Raw genomic sequence first — 21,766 nt, 5'->3', positions numbered from 1 at the left:
ATGCTTCGTAATCGAGAAGTTCAGCTTCTAATTTTAGTCATGGGCATCATCAGTCTCGTTGCTATTATCATTGGTGTCCTACTCTCCCCTACAGCAGCGATTCTAACGAGCATCACCTCTGTGCTGTTGATCAGCTGTTGTCTCCTTTTTACACGTTGGAGGTATAAGGAGTTGGAGAAGCTTTCAGGCTATCTCCGACAAATTAGCTCAGGGGATGATCGGTTGGATATTCGGGATAATGAAGAAGGGGAGCTTAGTATTCTGAAAAATGACATCTACAAGATGACGTTGATGTTGTCGGAACAAAGTTCTTCCCTTCAGAATGAGAAAATCAAGCTCATGAATGCGATTAGTGATATCTCCCATCAGTTGAAAACACCGCTCACTTCCATGACAGTTATGGCGGATCTTTTAAGCGACCATCAACTTGATGAGGAGAAGCGAAAGGAATTTACGGAAAACATTTTGATACAGCTTGAACGGATGGACTGGCTTGTTTCGGCACTTTTAAAGATCTCGAAAATTGATGCAGGAACGGTTTCATTTAAAAAGGATACAATTCCTGTGTCTCAGCTTATCCAAAAAGCGACGAATCCTTTGCTTATTCCTATGGATATTAAAAATCAACGTCTGATTATCGAGGGAGAGGAAGACGCTTTCTTCCGTGGAGATCTAAATTGGACTGCGGAGGCCTTGATTAATATGTTGAAAAATGCAGTGGAACATACCGACGAAGGTGGACAGATTACCGTTTCTTTTTCAGAAAATACCTTGTTCACGGAAATACGTATTGCGGATAATGGTAAAGGGATTCCGAAAAAAGATCTTCCTTTTATCTTTAAGCGGTTTTATAAAGGTTCCAATGCCAGTGATGGAAGTATTGGGATTGGTTTGGCGATGGCTCATACCATTATTACGAGTCAGGATGGGGATTTGACGGTGAAGAGTGAGGAAGGCAAGGGAACTGAATTTCGACTCAAGTTTTACAAAAAAATCATTTAAATCCTTAAGTGACGAAACTGTCACTTTCGAGTCACGGCAAAGTCATTTTAGACAGATATAGTGAAGGTACAAAGAAAACAGGAGGAAATATCATGGAAATATTACGAATTGAAAATCTGTCTAAAGTGTATGGAAAGGGAGAGACTGCCGTGAAGGCGTTAGATAATATCTCTTTCTCTGTGAAAAAAGGAGAGTTTCTAGCAATTATCGGCCCGTCTGGTTCTGGAAAATCGACGTTACTACATTTACTTGGTGGGGTGGATCGGCCAACAAGTGGGAAAGTGTTGGTGAACAACACAGATATTTATTCGCTTAATGAAACTCAGCTTGCTATTTTTCGCAGAAGGCAAATCGGGTTGATTTATCAGTTCTATAATCTCATCCCTATCTTAACCGTAGAAGAAAATATTACGCTGCCACTGCTCTTAGATGGGCATAAGGTGGATCAGAAGCAGTTCAACGATATTGTGAAAATCTTAAACTTGGAGAACAGGTTACAACATTTACCCAATCAGCTATCAGGAGGTCAGCAGCAGCGTGTTTCCATCGGCCGTGGATTGATTGCCAATCCAGCGATTATGCTTGCGGATGAACCTACAGGAAATTTGGATAGCAAAAATAGCGGTGAAATAGTGGATCTGTTAAAAATGTTTAATAAAACGTTTAATCAGACACTTATTGTTATTACCCATGATGAGCGAATTGCACTCCAGGCCGACCGTATTCTTTCTATTGAAGATGGAAAGATTGCGAACGATGAGGTGATTCGTCCATGAATATCATGAACAAACTAACGTTACGTCATCTATGGGAAAACAAAAGACGGACGATTGTAACGATTGTAGGTACCATTATTTCGGTTGCGATGATTATGGCAGTAGCGACACTTGCCGTTTCCTTTATGGATATGATGAAGCGATATACCATTGCAAATGATGGAGAATGGCATGTGCAGTATAAGCAAGTGGATGAAAATCAGGTAGACATTATTATGGAAGATGACAATACGGAATCTGTGATTTTGTCTCGAGAAAAAGGGTTTGCTCTTCTGGAGAATGACCAGAGTGACAGGAAACCATATCTCCATATCAAAGAATATAGTCCGGAGGTCTTTGAGTACTTCTCTCTCGAATTGGTGAAAGGGAGATTGCCCGCATCGGAGAATGAAATCGTTCTTTCTACCGAGGTTGTTGAGAAAGGAAAGGTAGATTATCAGCTTGGTGATCAGCTTTCTCTCGATGTGGGACAGCGTGTGATGGATGATGAAGAAGCGGGAATGATGACGCTCGGTCAATATGACAGTCTACAAATGGGAGAGATCACAGAAAAGCTTCATCATACTAGTAGGGAAACGTATACAGTGGTGGGATTTATTGCCCCACCAACTTGGGTTCCATCATGGTCACCTGCATTCTCAAGCATTGTTTATCTTGATAAGAGTATGGTAACGACGGAGAGCCCAGTAAATGCCTCTGTTGTTTTAAAAAAGGTGAATCGAAGTATTTACGAAAATGCGAGTGAATTGGCTGACAAAATGAAGATGGAGAATCCTGATGAAGGAGTGAGTTTCCATAGCGAATTACTTCGTTATTATGGTTTTACAAATAATGACAGGTTAGCGAATACGCTGTATTCCTTGTCGGCAATTATTATGTCGGTAATTATGGTTGGCTCTGTAGCACTCATCTACAATTCCTTTGCTATCTCTGTTTCCGAGCGTTCCCGTCATTTAGGGATGCTTTCTAGTGTTGGTGCTACGAAAAAGCAGAAAAGGAACTCTGTCTTTTTTGAAGGGGCTGTGATCGGGGCCATTAGTATTCCGATTGGACTAGTAGCTGGGGTGCTTGGAATTGGTGTGACTTTTCTGTTGCTAAATTCATTTATAGACGTGGACGATGTGTTAGGAATGAATCAAGAATTAAAGACTGTCGTGACACCAATTTCTATCCTAATTGCTGTCTTGGTGTCTAGTGTGACAATCTTCATTTCTACGTATATGCCGGCAAGAAAAGCGTCGAAAGTAACGGCGATTGATGCAATCCGACAATCAGCGGATATTAAGCTTACCAGAAAAGGAGTAAAGACATCTCCAATCGTCCGCAAGCTCTTTGGGATGGAAGCTGAAATTGGATTAAAGAACTTAAAACGAAACAAAAGGAAATACCAGATAACCGTATTTTCCCTAGTGATTAGTATCGTACTCTTTTTAGTTGTATCCTTCTTTACAACGAGTTTGGAAAAAGGGTTGGAGCTTTCTCAAGGGGGATATGATTATGATATTCAAGCTTACGTTTGGGGTTCTGATCAGGAAAATATTGATTCTATGTACGTTGCTATGAACGGAATGGAGGATGTTACGACAGTAAATAGAGTAACGGAAATGCAGTTAGCTTCTATGGTAGAAAGGGAATTTCTTTCTGAGCCTTTGCAAGAAATGGTGAGTAATAACAAAGACCATTTGGAAGACGGAAAATACCGCTATAACGTCAATATGGTGGCATTAAATGAGGAGAACATGGAGACGTATGTTACTGAAAATGGCATAGATATTAATAGTCTAACTAGTAGCGAAGGAATTCAAGCAATCCTTGTAGACACGATCCGTTATCAAGATTATGAGACGGGAGTTTTTGTAGAAACGAAATCCGTTCAAACGAATGTAGGAGAAGAGTTTCAGTTATATTTTGATGACTGGGATAATGAGAAAAAGGATTATCTTGGAGATATGACAATCGCTGCAATAACGGATAAGGCACCTATGGGAGTTTACACAGGGAATACGGGAGAAATAACTGTCGTTGTAACGGATGATGTATTATCAACGATGCTAGAAAAAGAAGAGCGAATCAACTGGAATACCTATTTTTATCTAAACAGTAGTGATCCGGTTAAAACACACGAGGAGCTTCAAGAGCTTTCGGGAAATATGGGTATTTATAATGTGTATCAATCTCGTCAGCGTGATGAACAGATGATCCTGTTCCTGTCCGTGTTCATATATGGATTTATTACGTTGATCACCGTGATCTCGATCGCAAATATATTCAATACAATTTCCACGAGCATTGCGTTGCGAAAACGAGAATTTGCGATGCTGCAATCGGTGGGAATGACACCAAAGTCCTTTACGAAGATGATAAACTTTGAAAGTATTTTCTACGGTATTAAGTCATTACTATATGGACTACCGATTAGTATTGCCATCATGTATGCTATCTGGCGTTCCATGATGTACACCTTCCATTACCGTTTTGAGTTACCGTGGGTGGATTTGCTTATCGTTGTGATTGCCGTTTTTCTTATTGTTAGTGCGGCAATGTTGTATTCTATCTCGAAGGTGCGGAAGGAAAACATTATTGAGACCCTGAAGCAGGAGAATATATAAGGTTTTGGTTAGGATATGTATTTCTTTTGAGGCTAAAGCAGCGATGATCAGTGGAGAGAGCGGAGTGTTCCTTTTGGGACACTTCGTTTCTTTTTATGAAAACACAGTGCAGAGTCATCCTCATGCGCAACTCACTTATTGTTTGGTAGGCACTACGCCCGTAGAACCTACCAGAGGACTAGGAAGCATTTTTCTTTTTATTAACTAATCATTTTAAAAAATCAAAATCTACGAATCTAATTGGAAGCTTATAATTTCAAGTTTTGGATAAAAGGAACTAATTTCATAAATCCCTCGTAATTTAGTAACAGAAAAAAGTTACATCTAATTCTCTTCCCCTTTTGAATTACTAATGTATTCTTTAACGTTTTCTCCATTTACTTCCATCGTTTCTGTTAATTCTAGTTTAGGGATCTCAATTCCTTGGTGTGCTTCATAAAGTCGCTCAACAATCAGTGTCCCCCATGTAAACTGACTTTGTGAAATTGTACTTGATATTTGATTGTTTATAACACCATCGATTGTCATTGGGAGGTCATCGAAGGTTACAGAAACTTTATTATTAATTCCTTTTGCTTTCCAAACTGTAACTGCAGCAGGACCTGATAAGGAATCAATGCCTACCAACGCCTTAAATTCAGGGTAATCGCTTATCATTTCTTCAATATTAGACATTGTTTTTGAGGGTATTCCGTCACTAGAACGAATATCCTTAATTTCTATATTTGGATAGTTATTAATAATGTTTTGCAACCCTTCCACTCTTGTTGAAAGGTTGAGCATAGATGATAGTCCTGTACTAACGATAATTGATCCTTCATAATCAATTAATCTTGCAACTACTTCTCCTAAGTGTTCACCGGCAGAAAGGTTATCAGTGCCAATATATGAAATTCTATTACTCTCTGGTGCATCTGTATCAAAACATATTACATTAATCCCCATATCGATTGCTTTATTAATAAATGGAGTTAATGAAACAGAATCTGTAGGGCCAATTGCAATCCCATCAACTTCTTGTTGAATTAGATTGTTCATTATTTGAATTTGTTCTTTAACTGTTGCAGTTGCGGGAGCACGAATAATAATATTAACTCCAAGTAGTTCAGCTGTTTCTTTTGCACTAATTGTAACAGACTCAAAGAAAGGATGTGCAACTGGATATACGATTGCAAACGTAGGATTCTCTTTTGGGTTATGAGACTCTATATTGTTTACAAGTTCGGCGTCCTTTTCCACTTCATAGACTACTTGATTACTGCAGGAAATGAAAAAGAATAGTACACTTATGCATCCTAATAGCTGTAATAACTTTTTCATAATTGGACCACCTTTATTTCTTTCTCAATACATTTTAGTTTGTCCTTCAGATTTATACTTTTTCGTAGTCATACCAGTAATTTTTTTAAACGTGTTACAAAAATAGTGTGAATCATTATAACCAACTTTTAAAGCAATTTCATATGTTTTTTCATTAGTCGTAACAAGGAGCTCCTTCGCCCTTTCAATCCGTATATTTGTTATATACTCTTTTAACGTTTGCCCAGTTTCTTGGCTAAACAAGTGACTAAAGTAGGATGGGCTTATATTCACAACATTAGATAGAGTTTGTAGAGACAACTCTGGGTTGTTGTAATGCTCTTGTATGTAATCTTTCGCTTTTTGGATAATCGGGTAGTTTTTACTATTAGTATCAATACGATGCTGTATAATAATTTTAAGAATTACACTCATATATTCAATAACTTGATTATAGTCTCTAATCGAAGTAGACTTTATTTCTAGCTTTTTAATTTTGTTAAAAATTGCTTCGTTTTTATTATCTAATTTATCTACAAATTCTATAGTAGTAGTTGTAACTTGCATTAAGAAATAGTAGTACATAAATGATGTTTGTTTTGTTTTCTCCTTTAAGAAGGATGAATAATTAATACAAAAGATCTTTATTTCATCTAAATTACCGAATTTTAAGAAGTTCTCTAAATCCTTCCTGTTAAAAATGTGGTTCAGTTCTTTTGCGGTTAACGTGTGCATAGGGCTTAATTCTTCGTAACTTATAGAATAATACTTTTCGTCATATGCTTCAGAAAATGATTGAGAGATTTCTTGAACTCTATGTTTTATCTTTCCAATTCCAAAATTATATGATTTACCTAAATAATCTCTTAGGTCCTGAAATGCTCCTTCTAATTGATTTCTTGATTCACCTCGAAAAATAAATACAGTTTCTTGTGATGTCCTTTGGAAACTAATAAAGGATAGTGGTTTTAACAAGTCCATTCGTTCATTGTTCTCATTAAATTCTTCAATAATAAGTACAGCATAATGATTAGATATTAAATCAATTCCAAGTTTTGAGGCCTCTCTAATTGCTGTTGTTGTAGAATAATATCCTTCACAAAGTTCCTTTAGAAACTTGTCTCTAGCAAGGGTTACATTATTTAATGCTTGTTTTTTTAATTCATCTACACTCTTTCTTTCCCTTTCTTCTTCGTCAATTTCTTTAGCAATTTTGTTTAAAATCTGTAGTAGTTCTCTAGAACTGATCGGTTTCAGGCAATATTCATAAATTTGAATTCGCAATGCTTCTCGTGCATATTCGAACTCGTCATGTCCACTTAGAATAATTATTTTTATAGAGGGCATTTTTTCTCGTAAAATACGGCTAATTTCTAACCCATCCATAAATGGCATTTTAATATCTGTAATTACTATATCGGGTTGATGTTTTTTAATAAGAGGGAGAGCAATTTCTCCATCAGGAGCATCACCACAATAGATAAACCCTTCGCTTGTCCAATCAATACAAGTGCGGATACCTTCTCGAACTACAATTTCATCGTCTACTAAAAAAATTTTTTTCATGAAAAATCACCTCTTAGCAGGAATTGTTAAACTTACGGTTGTTCCACTTCCGTACTTGCTATCAATTGTTAAACCGAATGGTTCCCCATAATAGAGCCTGATTCTTTCTTGAACGTTGTACATTCCGAATCCTCCGTTACTATTGTTCAAAGGATATCCATTATATAAGTGATTACGAATATTAATTAGATTTTGTTCACCTATTCCTATGCCATTATCAATAATTGTAAAGTTTATATTACCATGTTTATCAAAATCTCCTTCAATATGAAGATATCCCTTACCTCGTTTATTTTTAATTCCGTGGTAAATCGCATTTTCTATTAAGGGTTGAAGGGTAATTTTTAGAATAATATAATTGTATATTTGTTCATTTACATCAAAGGTAACTTCTAGAATATCTCTATATCTCGTTTTTTGTATGACTAAGTAACTCTTTATATGTTCAATTTCTTGATAAATTGTAATTAAGTCTTTCCCTTTACTTAAGGAGATACGAAAGAAATTTGATAAAGCTTTTGTAATAGAAATAACATCATTTCCTTTTTTAGCTTCTGCCATCCATATTATGGTATCTAGAGTATTATACAAAAAATGGGGATTTATTTGGGCTTGCAATGTTTTAAGCTCTGCTTTTTTTAGTTTTTTCTCTTCATTAACGCTTTTTTCTAATAATGTTTTAATCTTTCTAATCATTATGTTGAAGGAAGCTCCAAGTTCTGCAATTTCATCACCACTCTCATTAGGAACCTTTGCATTTAGGTTACCACTAGCAGCTAGCTTCATTTTTTCCTTGAGGGTACGTATCGGGAGTATAAGTCTAGCAGAAATGAAATGATAAAGCGTAATAGTAAAAATCAAACTGCTAGCAACTGTACCGATGATAAGATTTTTAATATCGTTTGCACCCTTCAGTAACACTGATTCAGGTACTAAGCCAATGACATTCCAGCCTGTCACATTTGATGTGTGGTTTACGATAAACAAAGAATCATTTAATTTAATAGTTTCAAAATCATTAGAAGAATGTAGTATTTCATTTATGTTATTAGGTAATGATTCTTCACTAGGGTATATTATTATTTCGTCATTTTGTTCTGAATAGATAAGAAATGTACCAGTTGTTTCGATTGGAGAGTTTAAAAGACTTTCGATGATTGATGAGTCTAGAAGTATATTAAAATATCCAATTACTTCATACGTGATATCCCAAATAATAGGTCTTGTTATGGAGATTACTGGGTCGGAATTAACTGAGGTTGTTGTAATTTTCGTTTTGGTTAATTGTTCTGTATTATCTAACCCAATAGAAGTAGGATCTTCTAAGTAGTGATAGACCCCTTTACGTTCGCTTATAGCTCTTCCTCTGTTGCTAATAATGCTTATATCTAATACATGTTGGCTTGTAGGGATGATTTCTCTATAAAAAGCAAAAAGTTGTAAAATTGATTTTGCATCTTCATAGCTTACAGTATCATCTCCTTCCATTAAAAAGTTAATGGTACTTTCCTTTTTTCCGATTTCTGTAAATCTAATAGTATCTTGTATTATTCCATCTATTTCTTGACTTAATTGTGTACTTTCTAACTGTACCTTCGATTGGGCATTTTCACTTATTATCTCTACTGCTTTTGAATAGGAAACCATGCCAACTATGATAAGGGGTACTACTGTTAGTAAAATAAACATAACTAGAAGTTTTGTACGTAAACTCGAAAATTGCAATTTATTAATTTTCATAGATATGCACCAATCCAATCATAGAGCTCAATGATCAAAAAAATGTAAGCGCTTAAGTAATATTTTATACTAAAATTTCAAAAATTAAAATTACTTTCGATAAAAACCAATAATAATTGTAAAAATTGTAATAATATTTCTATTTTAATAGTGAAAACTCTTTCATACCTGATCTAAATATTAATCTATCCTAAGAATATCGAATAAAAAATTATGTGGTATCGAAAATTAATCTAATATAAAAAAAAATAATCACAATTTTTTTAAACTAGTTCTTCCAAATGTCTAAATAAGTTACAATCTTTTCAAAAACTAATGTATTAACTTATTAATGTAAGCGTTTTAAGATAGGATTACGCTAGTTCGTAGAGGCACTCTATAAGTTAGCGATAAAAGGAGGGGAAATAAATGAAAAGTGGTCTAAAGCTTATAATTTTCACTTTACTTACACTTATGGTTCTTTTATCAGCCTGTAATAGTTCTAATGAGGTTGATGGTGCTAAGGGGAACTCGAAAGACAATGGAAGTGATGGAAAGTTAGTTATTGGTTTTTCTCAAGTAGGAGCAGAAAGTGAATGGAGAACAGCAAATACAAAATCCATACAAGATGCTATCAAAAATGCAGGACATGAGTTACAGTTTTCTGATGCCCAGCAAAGACAAGAAAACCAAATCTCGGCAATTAGATCTTTTATTTCACAGGGAGTTGATGCAATTGTATTCTCTCCTGTAGTAGAAACTGGATTTGAAACAGTGTTGCAAGAAGCAAAAGATGCAGGAATCCCAGTTTTCCTAGCGGATCGTTCGGTTGATATTGATGATGACTCACTATGGGTAACATTTATCGGATCAAACTTTGTTGAAGAGGGGCGTAATGCGGCACGTTGGTTAGTTGATGAAATGTCAGATTATGACGGAGACGTTAGTATTGTAGAGTTGCAAGGTACTGTTGGGTCTGCGCCAGCGATCGACCGTAAAAAAGGTTTTGAAGAAATCATTGCAGATCATCCTAAATTTAAAATTACTCAATCGCAAACAGGTAACTTTACTCGTACAGAAGGTCAAGAAGTAATGGAGTCATTCTTACGCTCAGACGGAGAAAATATTGATGTTTTATATGCACATAATGATGATATGGCTATTGGTGCTATTCAAGCTATTGAGGAATACGGGCTTAAACCAGGTGAAGATGTCATAGTCATTGGCGTAGACGCAGTAAGAGGTGCATTTGAGGCGATGGTTGAAGGGAAAATGAATGTAACAGTTGAATGTAACCCAATGTTTGGGCCACAATTGGTTGACTTAATTGAAGATTATTTTGCTGGAAAAGAAATACCTAAAAGAGTGGATGTAGAAGAAGATGTTTATACGATGGATCAAGCAGCCGATTTAATAGATTCTAGAGAATATTAATATAATACAAGCGCTAAACTCTTAAAATGAATTGATAGCCACTCCATTAGGAAGGAATCCTTGAATGATTTCTCTCTAACGGATGTGGCTTCTTTTCAAAGTAGAGTTAGAAGGAGGAGCAATGATGAAAGTAAACACTCCTATTATAGAAATGATAGATATATCAAAAATTTTCCCAGGAGTTAGAGCATTATCAAATGTCTCATTTCGATTGTTTCCAGGTGAAGTACATTCACTAATGGGAGAAAATGGTGCAGGAAAATCTACACTTGTAAAAGTATTAACGGGAGTTCACAACCATGATGGTGGAACAATTCAAATAGAGGAACAGCCAATGGAGGTTATAAGTCCACTCCATGCCCAACAATTGGGGATTAGCACAGTATATCAAGAAGTAAACTTATGTCCGAACTTATCAGTAGTGGAAAATATCTTTATAGGCCGTGAATTGATGAAAAGAGGATTTATAGATTGGAAAAAAATGAATAAAAGGGCTGAGGAACTATTAGCAAAGTTAAACATAAATATTGATGTAACAAAGGAACTTTCCACATATTCTGTAGCAATTCAACAAATGGTAGCAATTGCTCGTTCATTAAATATTTCCTCTAAAGTTCTTATTCTTGATGAGCCTACATCAAGTTTAGATGTCAATGAAGTTAATCAGCTTTTTGAATGCATAAATAATTTAAAGAAAGAGGGAATGGCGATTCTATTTATTAGTCATTTTCTTGATCAGGTTTATGAAATTTCTGATCGAATTACTGTTTTGAGAAATGGTGAGTTTATTGGTGAATATCTAACGGAAGATCTTCCTCGACTTGAATTAATATCAAAGATGGTGGGGAAGGAATTAAAGCAATTAGAAAATAAGTTAAATACTGAGGAGAAGGAAGAAGAGCCGTCTAAAAATGATCTGTTCCTAGAAGCGGTTAAATTGACGAAAAAAGGAAAAATACAACCATTTGATCTAAAGTTATACTCTGGTGAAATCTATGGACTTGCGGGGCTTCTTGGTTCGGGGAGGACCGAAATGGCAAGACTACTCTTCGGGGCAGATAAGGTTGATGAAGGAGAAATAAAAATGAAAGGTCAGACAATTCAGCTAAATTCTCCAAAACAAGCAATTCGTAATGGGGTGGCTTTTTGCTCTGAAAATCGAAAAGCAGAAGGAATCATTCCAGAATTATCAATAAGAGAGAATATGATCCTAGCAATTCAGGGGATAAAAGGCTGGTTTAAATATATTCCACATAAAAAACAAGTAGAAATCGCAGATGAGTATATAAGATTGCTAAATATTAATCCACCTAACCCTGAACAGTTAATTAAAAACTTAAGTGGAGGTAATCAACAAAAGGTATTGTTAGCAAGATGGTTAATAACAAACCCAAATCTATTAATATTAGATGAACCAACGAGAGGTATTGATGTTGGGGCAAAAGCAGAAATCCAAAAGCTTATGTTGGAGTTGAAGGATGAAGGCAAATCCATTTTATTTATATCTTCGGAGTTAGAAGAGGTTGTAAGAACATGTAGGAGAATTGCAGTTTTAAGAGACCGCCAAAAGATCTCAGAGATTAAAAATAATGAACAGATTGATCATCAATACATTATGCAAGAAATAGCTGGAGGAAATTGATTATGATGAAATCAAAATTATTTTGGCCATTTGTTGTGTTGTTAATTTTACTTCTAATAAATTTTATTCATAATCCCAGTTTTTTTGCTATTGAGATTAGAAATGGAAACTTTACAGGTGGGCTTATAACTATTTTACATAGGGCTACTCCACTAATTTTAATATCTATTGGAATGACATTGGTAATTGCAACAAAGGGAATTGACTTAGGTGTTGGATCTGTTATTGCAATATCTGGTGCAATTGCAGCAATGCTGTTATCAGGAAGTTTTGGAGAATCAAATAGTCTATTTCCATTATTTGTAGCAATTGCTCTTGCAATAATGGTAGCAGTTGCTACAGGACTATGGAATGGTATGTTGATATCGCGACTTGGTATACAACCAATCGTAGCTACATTAATTCTTATGACAGCTGGTAGAGGAGTTGCACAATTAATAACAGGAGGACAAATCCCTACTGTGTACTATTCTCCATACTCATTTATAGGACGAGGGCATGTGTTCATGCTACCGATTACAATATACATTGTAGCAATTGTTCTGTGTTTTACGTTTTATATGACTCGAAAGACATCCATCGGTCTATTCATTGAATCAGTAGGTGGTAACCCGACAGCAAGCCGTTTATCAGGAATTAGTTCTAAAAATATCATTTTAATGGTTTATGTGTTCTCTGGTTTTTGTGCAGGGGTTGCGGGATTAATATTAAGTTCTAACGTTATGAGCGCTGATGGAAATAATGCGGGACTTTGGTTTGAATTGGATGCCATTCTGGCAGTAGTAATAGGTGGAACCTCTTTAATGGGAGGAAGGTTTTTCCTAATGGGAACAGTCTTAGGTGCATTAATTATACAGACATTAACTACAACGATATATTCTCTTGGTATTCCATCTAATTTAATTCTTGTAGTAAAAGCTGTTGTTGTACTAACAGTTTGTTTATTACAGTCACCTGAATTCAGAAAAAAGATTGTGGAGATATTCTCTTTTCGGAAAAGCGTTAATAAAGGGAAGGGAGTGAAGCACCATGAATCATCTCTTTAAAATAAACAATAGATTAATACCTTTAGTAGTCACTCTCATATTATTTGTTTTTATGTATGCATTTGGAATGTTTAGATATACGAATTTCAGCTCTCCACAGGTATTTTTAAATTTATTTATTGACAATGCCTTTTTAATTGTTGTCGCAGTGGGTATGACATTTGTAATTTTAACAGGTGGAATAGATCTTTCTGTAGGGTCTGTTATCGCTCTTACTAGCATGGTTGCGGCAAGTTTACTTCTGGCTGGTCTGTCTCCATTCGTAGTTTTTCCATTAGCATTACTAATAGGACCGATATTAGGCTTTTTGATGGGATGCTGTATTCATTACTTTCATTTACAACCATTTATCGTCACACTTGCAGGGATGTTTCTTGCCAGGGGCTTGGCGTTATTAATCAATGTACAAACAATTCCTATTACTGATGATGTTTTTCGATTTATGGCTAGAACAAGAATTCCTATTGGTGATTATTTTATTTCCATCAGTGTAATAATTGCTTTAATCGTAGTTGGTATTGGAGTGTATGTTGCACATTTTACTAAATTTGGTAGAAGTGTCTATGCAATCGGAGGAAGTGAACAATCAGCATTGTTAATGGGTCTTCCAGTTGGAAAAACGAAAATCTTAGTTTATACAATAAGTGGATTTTGTGCTTCGCTTGCAGGACTATTGTTTACTTTTTATATGTTATCAGGATATGGATTGCATGCAAATGGCTTAGAATTAAATGCAATTGCTGCAGTAGTAATCGGAGGTACGTTGTTAACAGGTGGAGTTGGCTATGTGGCTGGAAGTGTATTGGGAGTCCTTATGTTAGGAACCATACAGTCCTTAATTGCTTATGAAGGTTCATTGAGTGCTTGGTGGACAAGGATTGCAGTAGGGGTATTGTTATTATTATTTATCGTGTTACACAGGGTCATTCTTCTTAGAGAGGAAAAAAGAAAGGATAAAGTTGGTTCCATGGAGGAAAAAGAAAGCAAAGCTAGTTAGAAGTTTTTATACGAATACGCAGTATATAAAGTTAATACGTACAGAGTCATCGGAGAACGATAGAGAGTAAAAATAGAAAAAATTCAACGAGGGTAAGCCACTGAAAGAAAAGTAAAAGATAATACTTTTCCAGTGGCTTTATTATTATTTTGTAGCAGAATATTTTTTTGCAGTCTGGTCTAAAAGAGGATCAAAAGCTTCCGAGTACTGCTACTAGTCTCTATAACTATTTAATCTTTGGTGGCATCTTGTTATTAATAGAATTGGTTATGGTATAAAAGTTAGAAGAATAAATGAGAAAGTAAAGTTTTAAGAAATACTCACACCAAGTGCACATTTAAACTTGTGCACTTGGTTTTATGTTGTACTCAGTTGGTTCTATCTACGTGGCTAATTTATTGGCTTTAACTCAAAAATAATTGAAGAAATATAAAAAGAAAATATAATAATATCGAAAAAAAACACAATTATTCTAGCATTATTATAAAAATCAAAACAAAACATATTTTTATCATAAATTATTTTATTACAGATTTTTTGAAAGCGCTTTAAAATTTAAAGTAACATTCAGGTGAAGTCAGAATTAGTGTTTACATTAAACATGTTGATACACATGTTTAATAATTTATGGCGACTTAGAGGGAGGGGAGTTTTTAAACTTAAAAAAATGTAAAAGGAGAGGATAGGATGAAAAGAAAAAGAAAATTAAAAATCATGTCATTATTTTTAGTATTCCTCATGGGATTTAACACAGTTTCTGCCGCATTACCAGTGTTATCCATTGCGGAAGACGTCAGCAAAATATTACATTATGATTTTAAGAATGTGGATGGTGCAACAGTTTTTGATACTGTAAACAGTTATCACGGAGAAATTGTTAATATAAGTCAAGCGGAAGTAGTACAAGATCACGGATATGGTTATGTTAGTTTTCCAGGTGGACAAACTGATTCCTACATAACAATACCCGAAGGAGTATTAAATGATGTAACAGATGTAACAATCTCAACATTAGTAAATTGGGGTGGAAACAACGCTGCTGAATGGCTATTTGCTTTAGGACAAAATGACCATAGATATCTTTATTTTACACCGAGGTATAATACAGATAATTCAGCACGTTTTGGAATTGCATCAGACGCTTGGAGAAATGAAACAACTGCAAGAACAGCTACATTTTCACAAAATGATTGGAAACTAGTAACCACTGTATTATCAGAGTCTGATGAAACATTGAAATTATATATCGATGGAGAACTAGTAGGTAGCGGGCCTACAAATGGTTTAACAGTAGCTGATATAAAAAATCAAGGTGGAGCTAGTGGCTACATTGGAAGATCTTTTTATAATAATGATCCTCACTTTGGTGGCAAAGTCGCTGATTTTCAAATTCACAACAGGGCTCTCTCAGAGGGTGAGATTCTTGAGTTAAAAGAAGAGGCTGACTTACGAGTACAATACATCGAAGGGGAAGTTGTTCTTCCAGAACCACCGGCATTTACTAATGCGGATATAATTCTTCACTACGATATGAAAACAACGGCTGAGGAAAACGGGCAAGTGGTTGTAAAGGATGTTTCAGGTAGTAATGTTACCTTTGACGGTATTTTTAGAAACCCACATAATGGGCAACTTGTGAAGAATAATGATGTAGGTTACGTTGGTTTTAATGGAGGAAGCTCTAATAGTGGATATATTGAAATTCCGAAAGGATCAAACGGAGAAGATCTATTACATGACCTTGAAGATGTAACTGTTTCAGCACTTGTAAATTGGGAAAATGATGGCCAAAACCGTTGGATATTCGGGCTAGGAAGAGTAGATAGCGACATTGAATACGGCAATAGTTACTTATTTGTAACTCCACGTCACGGTATTGATAATAGTAACGTAGTAGCTACAGGGATTTCTGAAGGTGGTTGGAGAGGAGAGACACTCTTAAGAGGTTCGTCTAGCTTACAAGCTAGAACATGGGAAGTAGTTACGTTAGTATTCAAAGATTCTTCCAATACGATGTCGTTATATGTTAACGGTGAACAGGTAGTAACAGGATCAGCAGGAAACAAAAAAATAGAAAATATTATTGACTCATCAGCAAGTTTTTCTGGTTTTATTGGGAAATCAATCTTTGGAAATGATCCTTATTTCCAAGGAATGGTAGCAGACTTCCGTGTATTTAATGGAGCATTAACCGAAGAGGAAGTAGGAGAAGTATATAACAACACTGTTACAAAGGTAGATAAAATTGGTGAACTAGTAATTAATGACGCTAGAGATTCACTTAATGTCGCTGATTATTTATCTGAAAGTGATGAGAGCATTGATAAGATTACTAGAAATATAGTTTTACCATCAACTGGAAAACATGGGGTTGTCGTATCTTGGAGATCAAGTAATCCAGATGTTATTACAAATGATGGAAAAGTTACTCGCCCGTCAGCTGATGCAAATGATGAAGTTGTTGACTTAACAGCTACTCTTTCTTATGAAGGGCTAACAGTGGAAAGAGTATTCAGTGTTATTGTTTTGAAGGAATTTTCAGATGAGCAAAGAGTTACGTTAGATGCGGAAAGACTTGTCATCTATAACCAAGATCAAATAAAAGGAAATCTCAGACTTTTGACTGTCGGGGAAGAGGGATCTTCCATTACTTGGGAGTCTTCAAAACCAGAAATTATTAAAGGGACGGAACAAGCTGGAGTTGACATCCAACAACTTGGCTGGGTTACTCGACCTGCTGTGGATACAGAGGTTACTCTAACTGCAACTGTTTCTTACGGTACGGATGAAGTTGTAAGAACATTTGATGTTACAGTACTGGAAGATCCCGGTGAGTTGGAATATGATGCCTATTTCTTCTCGTATTTTACTGGAGAATATGAAGGTGGAGAAGAGATATCCTTCGCAACTGCAGAAAATCCACTTATGTGGAGAGCTTTAAATAACGGTGAATCTGTTATTCAATCTCACATGGGAGAAGAAGGGTTACGTGATCCATTTATTATTCGTTCCCCAGAAGGTGATAAGTTTTATATGCTGGCAACGGATCTAAAAATGGGAGAAAGTCATAACTTTGACCAAGCTCAAATTACTGGAAGTCATTATCTCATGATTTGGGAGTCAGACGACTTGGTTAATTGGAGCGAACAAAGAATGGCGAAAGTTGCCCCTGAAAATGGTGGAAACACTTGGGCTCCAGAAGCTTTCTATGATAAAAACACTGGTGATTATGTTGTTTTCTGGGCATCTTCTATGAAAAATGAAGATACTTACGGACACTATCCTAACGGAAGACCAGCAGGACAATACAACGTAATGTACTATGCAACTACAAGAGATTTCCATACTTTCTCTGAGCCGAAAGTATTTATCGATGAAGGATTCCCTACAATTGATACGACTTTTATAGAGCACGACGATACTCTTTATCGCTTTACGAAGAGTGAAGTAAACATGAGAGTTTATTACGAAAAAGCTCCACATATTTTCTACGATGCTGATGGTATTGAGGAAAACGGGTTCCAATTTGAAACAATTCCAGGAACACGCGATGGAAATCGGGGTCTAATTGGTCACCAAGGTAATAACGAGGGGCAAACAGTGTTTAAGGATTTGCATGAAGATAAGTGGTATTTGTTCTTAGATTCATGGCCTTATCATGTTCGTTATACAACAGATTTAGAAGATGGACAACAATTTGTAAATAATCTTTTACCATCTTCGGAATTTGCATTACCACCTGGACCGCGTCACGGTACGGTAATTCCGATTACTCGTGACGAATATGATGCAATCCACGATCGATATGCAGTTCCAGGACCAGAACAATCGGAAGGTCCGGTAGTTAGATACACTTTTAATCCAGAACATATGGATGGTACAACAGTGAAGGATGTATCTGGCAACGGATTTGATGCGATATTAAAAGGTGGTGCCGAGATTGTTACAGAAGATATAATTGGTTCTTCGGCTGGAGCAGTTGATCTAGACGGTTCTACTGGATATGTAGAGTTACCTGAGAATCTTATTCAAGATTTGAATCTAGAGAGCATGACAATGTCTACTTGGGTAAAGGTAAAGGGTAACCAAACGAATCAACGTATTTTTGATTTTTCTTCTGAAACAGGTCGTCTTGTTAACCGAAATACGATGTATTTAAGTACGCAAGGTGATTCTGGTATCTTAGAATTTGCAATTGTTACGCCTTTTACCGAGAAGTTTGCAAATGAAAATACACTTCTGGGAAGTAACTATAAGTATGCGTTACGCGCTCCAAGAATCTCTACAAGTCAATGGCAACACGTAGCCATCACGATTGATGGATTTGATGCCGTTATGTATGTGAATGGAGCAGAAGTTTCTAGGAGTTCGGTTTACAATATGGAACCGAGAATGTTGTTAGAAACGACAATGAACTTTTTGGGGAAATCTAGAAGAGATTCTCACAATCTCTTTAATGGAATGTTTGATGACTTCCAAATTTACAATCGAGCATTATCAAGTGAGGAAATTATTGAATTAGCTAATGAAGATTATACTCCACCCATTGATGAACCAACGGGTAAAGAATTAATCCTCCACTATGACATGAACAATGTGGATGGTTCAACTGTTGTTGATGCTACTGGTAATTTTGATGGCACGTGGATGAATCCACAGAATGCACAATGGATAAATGGAGACAATGTAGGAGCGATTAGTTTTGAAGGTGGAACTACTTCATCCTATATTAGAATGCCACAAGGAGTTCTTGATGGTTTAGAAAGTGTAACTGTTTCTTCCTTAGTAAACTGGAAAGGTAATAACGCTGCAGAGTGGATTTTTGCTTTAGGACAAGATAATAACAAGTATTTGTTTACTACGCCAAGAAGAAACTCTGGTAACGGTTCTGCAAGACTTGGATTAGGAATTACAAGCTGGCAGAATGAGGCAGGGGTTAATGCCTCAATCGGTTCACTAGATTCTGGTGATTGGAAACTTGTTACTGCAGTTATGAATGGTCAAGAGGAAACATTATCACTCTATATTGACGGTGTAGAAGTTGGTACAGATTCCACTAGAGGTTACACATTAGAAGAAATCAATAACACAAATGGTAGAAGTGGATTCATTGGAAGATCATTCTATTCTGCTGATCCATTCTTTGGAGGAATGGTTGCAGACTTCCAAGTATACAATGATGCATTATCAGCATCAGATGTGCAAGGTTTATATGAAGATATTACTGTGAAAATTTCTGAATTAGATGGTTTTATGCTTGAACATGTTGCTAACCAAGTTGATTACTCAGACTTTATTAATGGAAATGATAGCAAGGATGAAATTACAAGAGATTTATCCTTCTCTGCTACTGGTCCATTTAATACAACATTTATTTGGGAATCTACCAATGAGTCCTTAATCACAAATGAAGGGAAAGTGACAAGACCATCATATGAAGAAGGAAATCAAGAAGTTGTCATTACACTTACTATCACGGATGGAGTAGGTACTGTAACGAAGGACTTCACGGTTACTGTTTTAAGAAGACCGACGGATGCAGAAGCTATAATAAATGATGCAAGAACGTTAGTTGTTCACAATATCAACGATGTAAGAGGTAATTTAACATTGAAAACCTCTGGTGAGAAGGGTTCATCAATAACATGGAAATCTGAAGATGATTCCATTATTACTCCAACTGGAGAAGTCACTCGTCCAGCTCACGGAAGCGGTGACACAACAGTTAAATTAATGGCATTTATCACTTTGAACAATGAAACGATTTCGAAGGCGTTCATAGCAAATGTAAAAGAACTCCCAGAAGATGCAGAGTATGAAGCATATTTCTCCAGCTATATGAGAGGAGAAGGTCGTGCAGATGGGGAACAAATTTACTTCGCGTTAAGTAATGGCAATGACCCTTTAAATTACACAGCATTGAATAATAATCAGCCGTTGATTGTTTCACAATTGGGAGAACAGGGATTAAGAGATGCGTTCATTATTCGTTCCCCCGAGGGTGATAAGTTCTATATGATTGCAACGGACTTAAAAATCCACGGAAATGGAGATTGGCACAGGGCACAAACTAATGGAAGTAGATCTATTATGGTTTGGGAATCTAATGATCTAGTAAATTGGTCCGAACAACGAATGGTTGAGGTTGCTCCACCTGAAGCTGGAAATACATGGGCGCCAGAAATATTCTATGATCACACGACTGGTGAATATGTAGTATTCTGGGCTTCTAAATTATATGAAAATGAAGCGCAAAGAAATTCTGGTGCAACTCATCACAGAATGGTAGCTACAAAAACAAGAGATTTCTATACATTTACGGACCCAGAAGTCTATATAGACTATGGATACTCTGTGATTGATACAACGATGATCGAACATGATGGAAAAATCTATCGTTTCTCCAAAGATGAAAGAAACAACTCATCATCTGCACCAAACGGAAAATATATTTTCCAAGAAGTTGGGGATTCGATCTTTGGCGACTTTGAACTTATCAAAGAAGGGGTAGGTCGTCCACATGTAGGTCATACAGAAGGACCAGTCGTCTTTAAATCAAATACAGAAGAAAAATGGTATTTATTCGTAGATGAGTTTGCTCAAAGGGGATATGTTCCATTAGAAACAACAGATCTAGATTCTGGAGAATGGACAGTTCCAGCCAACTATAGCTTCCCAGCAGGATATCGACATGGATCAGTTGTACCAATTACAGGGGAAGAATATACGAATCTTCAAGCAAATCTTCCACGTGTGGAAGAACCAAGCTCTGATATTCATGCTAGTGAAGTGATACTTGATCTGGAATCAGTGGATCTCCTAGTAGGGGAAGAAGTGAAATTGACTGCAACTGTAACTCCTGAAGATGCAGTAAATAAAGAGGTAGTCTGGTCTACTAGTAATGAAGATGTTGCAGAAGTAGATCAGGATGGAAAAGTGATAGCTCTAGCAACTGGTAAAGTATATATCACTGTCGCAACAGTTGATGGTGGGTTAATGGCAGTTAGTGTAGTAAGCGTACAAGAAGATTCACCACCAGGAGATGGGGGAGAAACGCCACCACCGGGAGATGGAGGAGAAACACCACCACCGGGAGATGGAGGAGAAACGCCACCACCAGGAGATGGAGGAGAAACGCCACCACCAGGAGATGGAGGAGACACACCACCACCAGGAGATGGAGGAGACACACCACCACCGGGAGACGGAGATGATACATCACCACCGGGAGATGGAGGAGAAACGCCACCACCGGGAGATGGAGGAGACACACCATCACCAGGAGATGGAGGAGACACATCACCACCGGGAGATGGAGGAGACACATCACCACCAGGAGATAAAGATAATGACAAAGCAAAAGATAAAGATATGGAACTTCCACTAACAGCAACGAACCTTTCTTTATTCTTACTAATTGGAGTTGTCTTACTCGTTGGCGGGCTAGTAACCTATTTTGGTAGAAAAAGAATCCGATGCATAACAATTAACAATTAGTTCATAGAGACGGTTCCTAAGGTGAAATTCACCAAAGGAACCGTTGCTTTGGTTGTGAAAAACAGAGTCTAACGAACTTCGTATAGCTGTGAAACCTTCCTATTAAATCTCTTTACCTTTCCTCTGCTTAATTTTTTCCTTCCTAACATAACAACTTATGCTACTAGCATGTACTTTTT

At 36.4% G+C, this 21,766-nt stretch carries 11 protein-coding genes; 8 read left to right on the top strand and 3 right to left on the bottom strand.

Annotated features, from left to right (window positions below; genetic code table 11):
- From ACERII_RS05640 to ACERII_RS05630, 3 genes are all read left to right on the top strand, one after another.
- Positions 1-1,002 (top strand): sensor histidine kinase, encoded by a 1,002-nt coding sequence (locus tag ACERII_RS05640; protein WP_373640686.1) that lies wholly within the window; start codon positions 1-3, stop codon positions 1,000-1,002.
- A gap of 92 nt (positions 1,003-1,094) precedes the next feature.
- Positions 1,095-1,778 (top strand): ABC transporter ATP-binding protein, encoded by a 684-nt coding sequence (locus ACERII_RS05635; RefSeq protein WP_373640684.1) that lies wholly within the window; start codon positions 1,095-1,097, stop codon positions 1,776-1,778.
- Entirely contained in the window at positions 1,775-4,387 is a 2,613-nt protein-coding gene (locus ACERII_RS05630; protein ID WP_373640683.1) for an ABC transporter permease, read from the top strand. The genes ACERII_RS05635 and ACERII_RS05630 overlap by 4 nt, the downstream gene beginning before the upstream one ends.
- Before the next feature lie 324 nt (positions 4,388-4,711).
- Here the strand turns inward: ACERII_RS05630 and ACERII_RS05625 are convergent, their stop codons facing one another.
- The 3 genes from ACERII_RS05625 to ACERII_RS05615 are packed head-to-tail and all read right to left on the bottom strand — an operon-like array spanning position 4,712 to position 8,992.
- Positions 4,712-5,707, bottom strand: coding sequence for a substrate-binding domain-containing protein (locus ACERII_RS05625; protein WP_373640681.1), 996 nt, complete (start codon positions 5,705-5,707; stop codon positions 4,712-4,714).
- A gap of 24 nt (positions 5,708-5,731) precedes the next feature.
- Positions 5,732-7,252, bottom strand: a complete 1,521-nt coding sequence (locus ACERII_RS05620) for a response regulator (protein WP_373640679.1) — start codon at positions 7,250-7,252, stop codon at positions 5,732-5,734.
- 6 nt (positions 7,253-7,258) lie between these two features.
- Entirely contained in the window at positions 7,259-8,992 is a 1,734-nt protein-coding gene (locus ACERII_RS05615; protein WP_373640678.1) for a sensor histidine kinase, read from the bottom strand.
- A gap of 408 nt (positions 8,993-9,400) precedes the next feature.
- Here ACERII_RS05615 and ACERII_RS05610 point away from each other — a divergent pair, with 408 nt between their 5' ends.
- The 5 genes from ACERII_RS05610 (at position 9,401) to ACERII_RS05590 (ending at position 21,587) form a co-directional block, all read left to right on the top strand.
- Positions 9,401-10,405 carry an ABC transporter substrate-binding protein gene (locus ACERII_RS05610; RefSeq protein ID WP_373640677.1) on the top strand — a complete coding sequence of 335 codons (1,005 nt, stop codon included), beginning with the start codon at positions 9,401-9,403 and terminating at the stop codon, positions 10,403-10,405.
- A gap of 124 nt (positions 10,406-10,529) precedes the next feature.
- A complete protein-coding gene (locus ACERII_RS05605) occupies positions 10,530-12,047 on the top strand; it encodes a sugar ABC transporter ATP-binding protein (RefSeq protein ID WP_373640675.1) in 1,518 nt (505 codons plus the stop codon).
- Positions 12,048-12,049: 2 nt separating this feature from the next.
- Complete coding sequence (locus ACERII_RS05600) at positions 12,050-13,093, top strand: ABC transporter permease (RefSeq protein ID WP_373640674.1); 1,044 nt, start codon at positions 12,050-12,052, stop codon at positions 13,091-13,093.
- The gene (gene yjfF / locus ACERII_RS05595; RefSeq protein WP_373640672.1) at positions 13,077-14,090 is read left to right on the top strand and encodes a galactofuranose ABC transporter, permease protein YjfF; all 1,014 of its coding nucleotides are present in this window, start codon (positions 13,077-13,079) and stop codon (positions 14,088-14,090) included. The genes ACERII_RS05600 and yjfF overlap by 17 nt, the downstream gene beginning before the upstream one ends.
- 687 nt (positions 14,091-14,777) lie before the next feature.
- On the top strand, positions 14,778-21,587 hold the full coding sequence (locus ACERII_RS05590; protein WP_373640671.1) for an immunoglobulin-like domain-containing protein: 6,810 nt from the start codon (positions 14,778-14,780) through the stop codon (positions 21,585-21,587).
- Positions 21,588-21,766 lie beyond the last annotated feature (179 nt).

Source organism: Evansella sp. AB-rgal1 (assembly GCF_041820985.1).
In the GTDB taxonomy this organism is placed as follows: domain Bacteria; phylum Bacillota; class Bacilli; order Bacillales; family Salisediminibacteriaceae; genus Evansella.
Note: the sequence above shows the minus strand (reverse complement) of the source record. Positions and strands in the feature narration are given on the sequence as shown.